The organism is Rosistilla ulvae (assembly GCF_007741475.1).
Lineage (GTDB): Bacteria > Planctomycetota > Planctomycetia > Pirellulales > Pirellulaceae > Rosistilla > Rosistilla ulvae.
Genome location: NZ_CP036261.1, coordinates 1,878,174 through 1,891,457 on the forward strand (window position 1 = coordinate 1,878,174; position 13,284 = coordinate 1,891,457).

The window sequence follows — 13,284 nt, forward strand, 5'->3', positions numbered from 1 at the left end:
CTTGGTTGTGGGATCGTCCAGTTTTTTGTTGCCCTTAGGATTTTCAGCATGTTCTCTCGACAAGCTCTCATCGGTTCGTTGGCTTGCCTGCTCGCCATCATCGCCTCCGACGGATGGTCTCAACCGCCGTTTGGTCGAGGCGGTGGCGATCGTGGTGGGGACCGCGGTGATCGAGGTGGTGACCGCGGCGGACGTGGTGGCCGAGGCGGCGGCGATCCCTCCAGCTTCATCGACCGGCTCGATCGCAACGGCAACGGGATGATCGATACCGATGAAATGCAGGGCCCTGCGAAATACATGATCGACCGGATGGCTCGCGAGAATCCCAAGATCGATTCGTCCAAACCGATTTCGTTGGACGCGTTAAAACAGGGCTTTGAAAAGATGCGCGGCCAGCGTGATTCGGGGCGTGGCAGCGACCGTGGCAGCGATCGCGATCGCGGAAGAGACCGCGACCAAGAACGCCGCGAAGTCGATGAGGCGATGGAAGTCGATCAGCTGGTGATGGGGTTCGAACCCGAAGCTCCCGCCGATCCCGTGCCAGGATTTGGTAGCGTGGGCGAATTATTTGCCGTCCGCGTGACTCCCGGCGATGAACGGACCGCGGCCGAACGGATGGGACGCTACGACCGCAACAAAAACGGCTACCTCGACAAAGAGGAGATGAGCGGAAACTGGTTCGGCAATCCGCTGGACTTCGACCGCAACGGCGACGGCCGCCTTTCCCCCGCGGAACTTGCCGTTCGCTACGCCCGCCGACGCGTGGCCGAAGAGGAGGTGAAGGAGGAACGAAGTCGCAGGGAATCGAAGCGCGAACCGGAAAAGAAACCGGCCAGCGACGAAGATCCCTTCGGCGGCCGGAAATCCTATCGCCGGATCGCTGCCGAATCCGATGCCGGCCTGCCCGGCTGGTTCAATGAACGCGATAGCAATCGCGACGGGCAAGTCATGATGGCCGAATACGCTTCGGTCTGGAACGACGATCTGATCAGCGACTTCTTCAAATTCGACCTCAATTCCGATGGCGTGATCACCGCCAGCGAATGTTACAGCGCCGTCGAATCGGGAGTGTCGCCAGGGAGCAGCGTCTCCAGCAGTTCCAGCCCGTCGTCCCGTTCGGAGTCCGCGATGACGTCGACCACCAGCAAACCTGCCGCCACTGGTTCCGGCGCCGCGTTGGATCCCAAATATGTCGGCTATGCCAAACGGATCATCGAACGCAGCGACAAGAACAAAGACGGCGTGCTGACGGCGGCGGAATGGAAGGACATGCTGTTGGACATCTCCCCCGCAGACGCCAACAAAGACGCCCGGATCACCGTCGAAGAATATGCCAGCTGGTTGAAGGCGAAGTCGACGCGTTAGTCCGGCCGAAGCGGTGCATTGCTCAAAGAGACGCCCCGTCGATCTGCGTTCAAGCTACCGATTCGCCGAGCAATTTGGAGTCTTCAGTTGCGTGCACGGATTACGTCCATCGTTTGGCTCATCGCGGTCTGCGGTGCCGGCTTGGCAGCGGGAGCAAACGACGATCTGATCACTCCTGCGATGGAAGACGGTTCACCCGCGGCTGGTAGACGAGTCCGCCAAGTCGCCGCGGAATATGCTGGCACAAACGTCCATCACGCTTTGTACCTGCCCGTCGATTGGAAGCCCGGCGGCCGATATCCGGTGATCGTCGAATACACCGGCAACAAATTCCCGCCGTCGCATTCCACCGGGCAAGTGAAAGATGCGAACCTCGGATATGGGATCAGCGGTGGCGAAGGATTCATCTGGGTAGTCATGCCCTGCGTCGCAGTCGGCGGGCAAGAGAACGCGGTGACCTGGTGGGGCGATCGCCAGGCGACGGTCGACTACTGCAAGACGAACCTGCCTCGCGTGTGCGCTGAATTCGGCGGCGACCTCGAAAACTTGTTCATCTGCGGATTCTCACGCGGCGCGATCGCGGCTAGCTACATCGGACTCGCCGATGATGAAATCGCCAGCTTCTGGAAAGGGATGTTCACCCACGACCACTTTGACGGCGAGCGGCAATGGAATTATCCCGACAGCGACCGCGAATCGGCGCTGCAGCGATTGGCCCGCCTCCGCGGCCGCCCCGTTTTAGTCAGCAGCACGCGGGCCAGCGCGATCCGCGACAACTACTTGATCGATCATCGCGATCTAGCGGCGTTCACGTTCCTCGACGTGCCGACCAAACAATTGTTCGCGATCCCCGAAGGTCCCTATCGGCATCCACACATGGACCTTTGGATGCACCGCGAGAGTCGCTATCGACAGCGGGCCCGCCAGTGGCTGAAGCTTGCATTACGGTAGCTGCCAGCCTTCGCGGCGGCCACGCGCTCAAAGGTTGTACAACGCGCCGAACTTCTGTTTCAGGTAGCCGACCAACGGTTGCGATGTGATTGGTTTGCCGGTCGCTCGTTGGACCAATTCGTTTGGCGAATAGACGCGTCCGTGGCGATGGATGTTTTCGTTCAGCCAACTTCGCAACGGCGTGAACTCTCCCTTGCCGAACATCGCGTCGAGATCGCCGAGCGCTTCCCCCGCGGCGTCGAACAACTGGGCGGCAATCAGATTGCCCAACGTATAGGTTGGGAAATATCCGAGCAGCCCGGCGCTCCAGTGAACGTCTTGCAGTACGCCATCGGCGTTGTTTGGCGGCGTGATCCCCAGGTATTCCTGATACTTCTGATTCCAAGCGTCGGGCAGATCCTTCGGTTTCAGGTCGCCGGAGATCAATGCCTGTTCCAGTTCAAAGCGGATGATGATGTGTAGGTTGTAAGTCACTTCGTCCGCTTCGACGCGGATCAAGCTAGGCTCGACCGTGTTGACGGCGAAGTGGAAGGCGTTGACGTCGAAATCCGACAACGCTTCGGGAAACGTCCGCTGCAGTTCACCATAAAAGTGCTGGCAGAAAGGCAGGCTGCGTCCGACCATGTTCTCCCACATCCGCGATTGCGATTCGTGGATTCCTAGCGAGACATACGTTCCCGGCGGCAAACCGAATTGGTCACCACGCAGTCCCTGGTCGTAGATCCCGTGTCCCGCTTCGTGCAGCGTTCCGTACAGTGCTCCCGGAAACCAGTGCGCGTCGTAACGCGTTAGGATTCGGCAATCGCTTGGTCCCAGGCTGGTGCAGAACGGATGCGAGGTCTCGTCCAACCGGCCTCGGGTGAAATCGAAACCGACAGCTTCGGCAGCCTGCTTGCAAAACGCACGCTGTGCGTCGACGGGAAAGTTTCGTCGCAGCAGATCGGTGTTGGGTTGAGTCTTCGAGTCGCGGATCGCCGCGACTAACGGAACCAATTCGCTGCGCAGGTCGCGAAAGACTTCGGTCAATTGTTCCGACCTAGCGTCTTCTTCGTATTCATCCAACAGCGCGTCGTAAAGATTACCGCCGTCGGCCAATCGCTCGGCCGATTCGATCTTGAGGCGAATGATCTCTTCCAAGGCGGGCAAGAACGCTGCGAAGTCGTCCGCTTTGCGAGCATCTTCCCATCGCTGCTGCCCGACAACGGTGGCTCGCGAAAGCGCTTCGACCAGATCCTGCGGCAGCTTGCACGCCCGCTCAAAATCGCGACCGATGCGATGGATCGTCGCCCCCGCGTCGCTGTGTCGATCGCTGGCCAGTTCACTCTGCTGCAATTCCGCAATCCAATCTCCCATCTGCGGATCGGTGCGGCGACGATGCGTCATCCCGGCCAGATACGTCACCTGATCGGCGCGGTAGGCTCGGCCACCGGTCGGCATGTACGTTCGCTCATCCCATTCCAGGTTGTAGCTGATCGATTCGAGCAGTGCGGTTTCACGTGTGAATTTCGCAAGTTGATCAAAGGTTTCGTTGCCATTCATTCGGAAGTGACTCGTTGGACAAGAGGCTCGAAAATCAGTGTGGAAAGCATCCGGCGCCGCCGGTGGATCGATGCGCAAGTCTAAAACCTGGCTCGCCCGCTGGCAATCGAGATGCGATCCGTCGCATCAACAACTATGCTAGACTGGGCAATTATCAGTGGCCCCGTCTGGTATCAGTCAATGTCGGTTCGCGGTGGCCATCGCGATCGGAAATTTTTTTGTATCACCCCACGAAATTCTTCATGCCGATGAAAACTCGCCCTCTTTTTTTGCTGCTGACACTTTGGATCGTCCCTCTCGCAGCGCTCGCCGCAACGGCTGATCAGCCGCATCCCAACATCGTCTACATTTTGTTGGACGATGCGGGCTACGGCGATCTTTCCTGTTATGGGCAAAAAAAATTCGAAACGCCTAACATCGATCGACTGGCGGCTGAGGGGATGAAGTTCACGCAGCACTATTCCGGAAGCACGGTCTGCGCTCCGACGCGTTGTTGCCTGATGACAGGTGTTCACACGGGGCACGCTTATGTGCGTGGGAATCGCGAGATCAAGCCGGAGGGCCAAGCGCCGATGCCAGCCGATATCGTGACGCTGCCGCGTTTGTTGAGTGCAGCTGGATACGAAACCGGCGCGTTTGGAAAGTGGGGACTCGGCGGGCCGGGATCGGCGAGCGATCCGGCTGAACATTTTGATCTGTTCTACGGCTACAACTGCCAGCGGGAAGCTCACAACTATTATCCCGATCATCTCTGGAAGAATCGCCAACGCGTTCCCTTGGACGGCAAGGCCTATACCGCCACGATGATCGGCGACGAGGGGCTCGACTTCATTCGCGAGAACAAAGACCTGCCCTTCTTTGCGTTTTTTCCCGTCGCGATCCCGCACGCTGCGATGCATGCGCCGGAGTCCTATATCGCTCCGTTCCGCGAGAAGTTTCCTGAGTTTGAAAACAAGATCGGCAAGTATGCCGGTCCCGAAGTGAAAAATCCGATCGCTGCGTTTGCTGGCATGATGACGCTGGTCGACGAACAAGTCGGACAGATCATCGCGCTATTGAAAGAACTCGATCTGGACGAGCGGACGATCGTAATGCTCAGCAGCGACAACGGTCCGCATCGCGAAGGCGGTCACGATCCCGACTTCTTCGACAGCAACGGACCGTTCCGCGGATACAAACGCGACCTGTACGAAGGAGGCATCCGCGCTCCGCTGATCGCCCGTTGGCCCGGCAAGATCTCGCCCGGTTCGACCTCCGATCTCATCTCCGCTCACTGGGATATGTTGCCAACCTTTTGCGAGCTTGCCGGAGCCAAGACTCCCGACGGGATCGATGGTATTTCGCTGGTTCCCACGCTGTTAGGCGATGACGATAAACAAGAACCTCACGAATTTATGTACTGGGAATTCCATGAGCGTGGCGGCAAGCGAGCGGTTCGTTTTGGCGACTGGAAAGCTGTCCAGTTGAACCTGAACAAGAAGCAGCGAGGCGAGATCGAGCTCTACCATCTACCTAGCGATCGCGGCGAACAGAAGAACGTCGCCGCAGAGCATCCCGAACTCGTCGCCAAAGCGAAAGCGATCATGTTGTCGGCGCATCAGCCATCGGAACATTGGAAGTTCAAAGGAGGCAAATAGTTTCGGCGACATGGCAAATCGCTCGTCAAACGAAGTTGGAACACTAATCTTCGCTGATATTCACTGATCCCGATACGAACGGTTTAGGGGGACCAACAAGCTGAACAAGCAATTTCAATAGTTGAGGCTATGTTGTTAGTGTCGATCAGTGAAGATCAGCGTTTGTAAAATGCAGCTGGTTCGGTTCCTCGAATCCGCGTTGCTCGAATGCAAGACGCTTCGGTCAGCGGGCAGGCCAGTCGGCGTGTCTTTTCATCGCGTTCGCTATACGCGTTGATTGTTCGAGGCGTGTGGGGGGCGAACAGCGGAACACTAATCTTCGCTCATCTTCACTAATTCAGATGCATGTGGTTTAGAGGGGTCAGCGATCTGAATAAACAAGTGCAAATAGTTGAGGCCATGTTATTAGTGTCGATCAGTGCAGATTAGCGTTTGTAAAATGCAGCTGGTTCGGTTCCTTGGATCCGCGTTGCTCGAATGCAAGACGCTTCGGTCAGCGGGCAGGCCAGTCGGCGTGTCTTTTCATCGCGTTCGCTATACGCGCTGATTGTTCGAGGCGTGTGGGGGGCGAACAGCGGAACACTAATCTTCGCTCATCTTCACTAATTCAAATTCAAACGGTCTTGAAGGGCCAGCGATCTGATTTAGACGGTTAAGGCAGTGCTGTTAGTGTCGCTCAGTGAAGATCAGCGTTTTCAAAGTGCAGCTGGTTCGGTTCCTTGGATCCGCGTTGCTCGAATGCAAGACGCTTCGGTCAGCGGGCAGGCCAGTCGGCGTGTCTTTTCATCGCGTTCGCTATACGCGCTGATTGTTCGAGGCGTGTGGGGGGCGAACAGCGGAACACTAATCTTCGCTGATCTTCACTGATCTTCACTGATTCAGATGCACGTGGTTTTGAGGGGCGAGCGATCTGAATAAACAAGTGCAAATAGTTGAGGCCATGTTATTAGTGTCGATCAGTGCAGATTAGCGTTTTCAAAAAAACGGCTCGCTGCTTCTCCCGTCGAGGTCCCGCTGGAGTACTCGTTGCCTTACTTCAGATAGGCGTCGAGTTTTTGACGGTCGTCTTCGGTCAATGGCGCAAATCGAATCTGAACCCTTGGCAGAGCTGCCTTCAGTGTTTCGATATCCGCTGCCGAAAGATAGGTCCGATCGATCTTTAGCCGCTTCAGGCGAGGCAGTTTCGCCAACTGTCGCAGCGCCGGCAGATGGAAATCAGCTTCACCGATCTCCAGCGTTTCCAGCGTCTTGATACTCGACAATGCATCCAGCGATGCATCGCTCAAACTCAGCGGCGCATCACCTCGCTGTGGCAAACGTTGTCCTAAGTTCAGGGTCGTCAGGTGAGGTAGCTTGGCGATCTCCGCATTGCTTGATTCGGTCCGGTAGGTATGCCAGGTTCGCAGCTGACGCAGGTTGGTCAGCGTGGCGATGGCGCGGAAACCGTCATCTCCCATCGACATCCCCGCCACGGTCAGGCTCTCCAGATGGGGCAGCTCGGTCCAAGCAGAAAACCCTTCTCCCGTGAAGCCTTTCTTTCGAAACGAAAGATGAAAGAAGCTAACACGCTTGAGTCGTTTTAACTCGGCAAGCTTCGCCAGTCCCGCGTCGCTCAACTGTGCTCCGTCGAGCGACAGCGACTCCAATTCCTGCAGCCCCACCAAAAATCCAACGGTCTCATCGTTCAAACCCTTTGCTCCGCCGTAGGCAGTCAACTTTTTCAAGTGCGTCAGGCTGCCGATCTCCTGCCATTGCTGGCTCTCCAATCGCTTGCTGTCGCGAAACGTTAGTTCCACGATCCGATCGGCATTCAGCACGACGCTCGCTCCCAAAGCTTCCAGCCGACGTGCGGTGGCCGCTTCGGTGTCGGCGTGCAATGGAGTCGATTGAGCAAGCAAAATAGCGACAAACATCGCCAAGCAATGGAGTTTCATTGTCCGCCTTTTCATTGAGCGAACCTTGATGAGCTTATTTTGAATCGACCAGCAGCGCCGATAGGACTTGGGCGTAGACGCGGTGCCCGAAATCGTTGGGATGGTTGACTCCGTTGCCCGTCAGGTCGGCGTCTTTTTTGCGTTTGAAAAACTCTTCCCAAACGCTGGTCATGTCGGCAAGTGCGACTCCGGGTTCGCAGAGCGATGCCAAGGTGTCGCGGTATTGCGGGAAGACATCGTGGTTCAACCGGATCCAGTCGCGATTGCCCAGCATCGTGGCGACCAAAATGAACTCGGCCTCGGGCAACTGGGCTCGCGTCTTGGCAATCATCTCGGCCGTGTTCTTGCCGTAATTTTCCGCGGAGATGCCGGCCGAATCGTTCATCCCAAAAGCGATGATCACTAGATCGGGCTTGTGCGATGCGACCTCATCGATCATCGACACGCCCCACGGCGTCGCTTTGCCGCCGATCGACAGATTGGTCAATGTGATGTTGGGCGAATAGTGCGTCTTCAGGTGTTGCAGCAACAGATCTTGGTAAGCGGGTTGAAACGGCGCGCCCCCTCCCCAGCCCGAAGCGTTGCAGCCGGTCGAGATGCTGTCGCCAAGCAACACGATCGACAACGGTTTTTCATCGCGCAGCTTTCCGATCGTGGTCGGCAGCGCCGCCGGATCGAACTTCGGCGCCGCCACGGGCCAGTTCTTCTCCGAGGCTTTGTAAGTCACCAGGGTTTGCATTTGGTGATATTCCAATGTGGCACCAAACAGGATTTCGCCGTTGCCATCGCGATGCGTTAGTTGATGACGTTGCGATTTCGCCGGCCGACGCAGTTCTTCGGGGAGCGTCGTGACGATCCGCGATCCGGCGGGAACAACGATCTCGCGCGTGCCCGGTTTGAAGTGATAATCGGTTCCCTCGCGATAGGTGATCTCGCCCGATGAACTCTTCACCGATTCGATCTCCGCGATCGGAAACAGCAGCGAACCGCGAGCCTCTCCCGTTTTCGCGTCGCGAACAAACAGCACCGACTCTCCTTCGATTCGGTCGCCAACCCAAAACGGTTGCAGCGCCGCGGGAGTATATTTCCACGTCGACGTCTCTTCCGCCGAAGTCTCGCCGGTCCGAAATGGATTGCAAACAAGAAGGATAACGATTGGCAGCAGCTTGATTTTCATCGGCTCTCAAAACGGTTGGATCGCCAGCGACAGCGGTGTCTAATCGCCCACTGGCAGCGTTGGGGGTGGGGGAAAGTGTCGACGATTATCGTAACTACAAATCGCGCGACGTGCCGCATGCAGCGGAGGAGAGGTTCCTGAAGCGTTTAGTCGCGTGCCGCCCGTTGAACGGCCAGTTCCCATCGTCGGAAGTCACGCGGGGCGTTGCCCACGCGGTTAAACGATTTATGTTTGGCGGCGCTGGAGTCGAGGCTTCAGCCGACCGCGTGCGGAACGGGGAAACACTATTCAAACGAAACGTGGGCCTCTTGCCACCAAGCTGTCCATTTTTCGGTGTCGTCACCAAAGTTCTGTTGAGTCAGTTTCTCGAGTCCGGCAGCTGCGGCGGCGCGGACGCGGGCGTCGCGATCTTGCAAGGCGACCAACAGAGCTTCGACCGCGACGGGATCTTTTACGTTTGCTATCGCTCGCGCCGCGGCGATCCTCAACAGCGGCAGCCGCGCCTTTAGCCCCGCCAGATGCGGCAGCAGTTTCAGGCTCGCCAGATCGGCAATCTTATCGCCAGCCTGTCCGTCGGCGGCCTGTTGGCGGATCGCATCGACCATCACCATGATGTCGTTGACCGACTGGGGAATCTCGAGTTTTGGCAGCTCGATTCCCGCCGGGATCAGACTCTCCAAAGTGCTCCCCGCACGCAGCTCCTCCGCCGTCGGCAGTTTGCCGCCACGCAACACGTTCAGTTTCAGCAAGGCATCGAGCTTGGCGCGATCGGCGGGGTCCAAGGTTTGCACCTCCGCATGGGCCTGAGCCCGAACGGCGGGATCGGCGGAGAAGATGCCGCGAGCGGATGCTTTTGCTTCGACCGATACATCGACCTCTGCAAGCGACGCCGCGCCGGCCGCTTCGGCCTCTTTCAATAGATCGGCTGCGGCTTGCAGGTCGGTGCTGGCGACTTGGAATGTCGCTTGCAATTTGCTAGGGGAGACTCCTGCCCGGTCGATCCAGATCGCCGATTGGTAGGCCCAAATCGAAAGGTCGCCACGAACCGATAAGATCCGCTGGCAGCGTGGTTCGACAGCGCCGATGATAAACGCCTGACCGGCCGGCGGTGAATTTTTGTGGTAGTCGATGCAGACGACTTGAATCAGAAAGCCCTGCTCGCTGGAGTCGTTCAGTTCGATCGCGGCGGTGCGGCGATAGGTTCCCTGAGCCGTTAGCTTTCCCTTCAGTCCAACCGCCGCCAGACGCTGGACGTCGCCCCCTTGAGGCAGAAAAAGCGTACCGGGCGTGACCTTCAGTTGCAGGTCTCCGGCAGTTTGCTTCCGCAGATAGAGCTTCATGCGATCCCCCATCGCGCCGCCGAGAAAATCGATCCGGACACTCACCGCTCCCGATTCGATAGCGGCGTGCAATTCCAGTTGTCGCGTCTCGGCAGACGCTGGCAATGCGAAAAGTCCAAGCCATGCCAAGGCGAAACGGATTACAAACTTGATCGAAAACATCGGTTCACTCGGTGTTGGAAGATTGGAATTCGGCGGCGATCGATTGTACCGCATATCGGTGGGTTGCCAAACATCCGCAATAGGTAAACGCAGCGTCGGCAATCACGCTCGAATCCAGGTTGTCGCGGAAGAGAAAATTTGCACGGCCGCGATACTGCCACGATTCGCTGGCTATAATCGACCACCCGCAAGAAAAATCTTCCCACCACCATCACTCAACCCACCTGGAACTACGCCATGCGTCGATTTTCTGCTCTCCGCAGCCATGCCATGCTGCTCGCGTTCGCTCTACCCATTTTTCTCTCCACCGCTTCGCTTGCTGCCGCCGAAGGTTACGCCGTAAGTGTCGCCGCCGATCGCGACGATGCGATCTACGATTCGGGAGAGGCGGCTGCGTTTGTGATCTCCGTCACACGCGGCGACCAGCCTGTCACCGACGGCAAGCTGACCTATGTTGTCGACGATTTTTTGCGGAGCGGCAAAAGCGGAGGTTATCCCGAAGGCGAGGCTTCGCTCGATGGAAAGCCAGTTCGCGTGGCGGTGAAGTCGGACAAACCGAATGTCTTGCGTTGCCAAGTCACCTACACGCCAGCCGAGGGCAAGCCGATTCGCAGATTGGCGGGGCTCGCGTTTTCGCCGACTGAGATCGAGCCGAGCATGCCGGTCCCGGATGACTTCGACGCCTTCTGGGCCGACCAGAAACGTCAGCTAGCCGAAGTTGAGATCACGCCGACGCTGACGCCAGTCGAACAGAAGAACAACAAAATCGCCTGCTTTGACGTTCAAGTTCCCTGCTTGGGCGGCGCTCCGGTCTCGGGATATTTTGCCAAACCGGTAGCGGCGGAAGAGAAGAGTTTGCCGGCGATTCTGTGGGTTCATGGAGCGGGCGTGCGAAGTTCGTCGCTGTACGCCGCAACCAAAGGGGCCAACGCGGGGATGCTGTCGATGGACATCAATGCTCACGGAATTCCCAACGGCAAGCCCGCTGAATTCTACGCTCAACAGAGCGGCGGTCCGCTGAAGAACTATCGTTTTGCTGGCCGCGACAGCCGTGACACCATCTACTTTCGCGGGATGTTCTTGCGACTGGTTCGCGCGATCGACTTTCTGACGATGCAACCGGAATGGAACGGCCGCGAAGTGATCGTGATCGGTCACAGCCAAGGGGGCGGCCAAGCGTTGGTCGCTGGCGGATTGGATCCACGCGTGACCTTGATCGCGTCGGGCGTGCCGGCGATCTGCGATCACACCGGAAACGTCGCCGACCGCGTCAACGGCTGGCCGAAACTGGTTCCCAACGGGCCCGATGGAAAGCCTGAACCGGCGGCACTGGAAGCTTCTCGCTACGTCGACTCCGTCAACTTCGCCTCGCGCTGCAAAGCCGACGCGATCATGAGCGTCGGTTTTGTCGATGTCACCTGTCCGCCGACTAGCTGTTACGCGGCGTACAACGCCTTGTTGGGCGAGAAGACGATGATCAGTGAACCTTTGATGGGGCACAACGCTCCGAAACATATCCACAAAGCGTTCTTCGATCGCGTGCTCCAGCACGTCGAACAAAGCCAACCCGCAGCGGCCAAGTAGACCGCCGCGGGCAATCGGATCGATCGTCTGGCGTTTACCACCAATGCCGTTCAACGAAGCGTAGTGGACGAGGTTACGAGCTGTCGATTACCCACAAGTCATTGGTCTGGTCCGAAGGCTTGCCAGCAGAGGGCGAAGTCGAGCATTCGCCGCGTGCCTCGCCAGATCACTTCGGCTCCCGGCGGACCGTCGCCTTCGCGGTGATTGTAGCCGCCAAGGGTCGCAAGGACCGGGATGAATTGTGACAGCTCAGGAGCTTGCTTTGGGGGAGCCGTCTTTTCCACCACTTTCCAGACCGACTTCCATTCCGCTTCGCTGAAGACGACATCACAGGGAAGCTCTGGACACTCGCGGCCTAAGAAGGTCACAAACATGATCCGCCATGCGATCACTTTGTAAAACATCAACGCGCGGATCAGTCGGTCTCTCGCTTCGAGTTGAATCTCTTCGACCCGGCAGCCAGTTTTGAAAACTCGAAAGAATACTTCGATTGGCCAACGAGCCACATACAAATCCACAATCCGCAGCGTCTGGGAAATCGTGTCGACCGGCAGAGAACTCAGTAACAGCCAGTCGACTTCGGTTCCGTCGCCTGGGCCATCGATCTCGCTCACCCAAACGACACTGATCTCGACCGGCGGCATCGAAGACTGCTTGTTGTGTGGCGCACGAAGAGTCATCCGCTTCGCTCGAATTTCTAACTTCGCAGTGCGTGCTTCACGGCCGGGGTGTTGTTTGTTTCCTGATCCTTTGGTTCGCTCGGGCGTTTGGGGAAGCTGGACTTCGCGGTAAGCGACCGGCTGGGCGGATGCGATTTCGGCACGCATTTTCTTATAAGCCGCAGGCCCGCCATCGGGGTCTTTCTCCGGCAACGAGCGTTTTCGCTGCGAGCGAATGACGAACTGAGCCGGTGTTTCATGCTGATCGGCTTCGACGAAAATGTCGTAGATGTCTCCTTCGCGATCGGCCAGCGAAACGATCTGAGTTTCAGGACATTTTCCGGCGATCTCGCAGGCCTTGCGGTAACCATCGAGCCATCGTTGCCCTTCGCCGGTGTGTAGGGGTTGGCCTTCTCGCTTCTTGCTGGTGCCGAGCGCTTCTTTGTCGCGATCGTAGAACTTAACACCGACCACCCCGAGACAAAGTTTCTCCGGCGTGAAGGCGATGTGGGAATGATCGTAAAGTCCACGGCGGCCTAAGCGATCGAGATTGCGGACGCCTTCGGGCGGATGCGCGGTGTAGTCCAGTTCGGTGGTATCTTGTGCGATGCAAACGGTGTCTTGGGCTTTGATTCGTTGGAGTGTCTTTTCAGCGTGAGCCCCGAGAATGGCTTCGGGATCGACGTTGGGGTTATCCAATAGACGGTAGGCGGCTTTGGTTTCGTCCCAGCCACTGCAAGCTTCGTTGATACTGGCCGAAGGGTTGGCCGCCAGCGAGGCGAGCAACGCTTCGGCTCGATCGTTGAGACGTTTGTCTCCAAGTTGAATATCTTGAAATTCGTATGCGATACTGGTCGGTTGCATGCTTTCACCTTGAGATTTCATTGTGCAAAATGAAATACTACAAGCGCAAATACCGTGCCAAAACGAGCTATT

At 57.6% G+C, this 13,284-nt stretch carries 9 protein-coding genes; 4 read left to right on the top strand and 5 right to left on the bottom strand.

The genetic code is table 11. The features are described 5' to 3' along the window. Nucleotides 1-48 precede the first annotated feature (48 nt). Complete coding sequence (locus EC9_RS06810) at nt 49-1,365, top strand: EF-hand domain-containing protein (protein WP_218934641.1); 1,317 nt, start codon at nt 49-51, stop codon at nt 1,363-1,365. Between the two features lie 87 nt (nt 1,366-1,452). Beyond that, entirely contained in the window at nt 1,453-2,316 is an 864-nt protein-coding gene (locus EC9_RS06815; protein WP_218934642.1) for an esterase family protein, read from the top strand. 27 nt (nt 2,317-2,343) lie between these two features. Here the strand turns inward: EC9_RS06815 and EC9_RS06820 are convergent, their stop codons facing one another. Continuing rightward, nucleotides 2,344-3,855, bottom strand: coding sequence for a carboxypeptidase M32 (locus EC9_RS06820; RefSeq protein WP_145343485.1), 1,512 nt, complete (start codon nt 3,853-3,855; stop codon nt 2,344-2,346). Between the two features lie 248 nt (nt 3,856-4,103). On the opposite strand from EC9_RS06820, the gene EC9_RS06825 reads away from it, so the two are divergent. Further along, on the top strand, nt 4,104-5,492 hold the full coding sequence (locus EC9_RS06825) for an arylsulfatase (protein WP_145343487.1): 1,389 nt from the start codon (nt 4,104-4,106) through the stop codon (nt 5,490-5,492). A 1,031-nt stretch (nt 5,493-6,523) separates the two neighbouring features. On the opposite strand, the gene EC9_RS06830 is transcribed toward EC9_RS06825, so the two are convergent. The 3 genes from EC9_RS06830 to EC9_RS06840 all read right to left on the bottom strand — a co-directional run bounded on the left by EC9_RS06830 (nt 6,524) and on the right by EC9_RS06840 (nt 10,105). Next, nucleotides 6,524-7,426 carry a leucine-rich repeat domain-containing protein gene (locus EC9_RS06830; protein WP_145343489.1) on the bottom strand — a complete coding sequence of 301 codons (903 nt, stop codon included), beginning with the start codon at nt 7,424-7,426 and terminating at the stop codon, nt 6,524-6,526. A 34-nt stretch (nt 7,427-7,460) separates the two neighbouring features. After that, nucleotides 7,461-8,603 carry an SGNH/GDSL hydrolase family protein gene (locus tag EC9_RS06835; RefSeq protein ID WP_145343491.1) on the bottom strand — a complete coding sequence of 381 codons (1,143 nt, stop codon included), beginning with the start codon at nt 8,601-8,603 and terminating at the stop codon, nt 7,461-7,463. A 284-nt stretch (nt 8,604-8,887) separates the two neighbouring features. Further along, nucleotides 8,888-10,105 carry a HEAT repeat domain-containing protein gene (locus EC9_RS06840; protein WP_218934643.1) on the bottom strand — a complete coding sequence of 406 codons (1,218 nt, stop codon included), beginning with the start codon at nt 10,103-10,105 and terminating at the stop codon, nt 8,888-8,890. 237 nt (nt 10,106-10,342) lie between these two features. Here EC9_RS06840 and EC9_RS06845 point away from each other — a divergent pair, with 237 nt between their 5' ends. Next, nucleotides 10,343-11,689: an acetylxylan esterase gene (locus tag EC9_RS06845; RefSeq protein ID WP_145343495.1), complete on the top strand. Its 1,347-nt coding sequence runs from the start codon at nt 10,343-10,345 to the stop codon at nt 11,687-11,689. Between the two features lie 98 nt (nt 11,690-11,787). Here the strand turns inward: EC9_RS06845 and EC9_RS06850 are convergent, their stop codons facing one another. Then, entirely contained in the window at nt 11,788-13,233 is a 1,446-nt protein-coding gene (locus tag EC9_RS06850) for an IS4 family transposase (protein ID WP_145343497.1), read from the bottom strand. Nucleotides 13,234-13,284 lie beyond the last annotated feature (51 nt).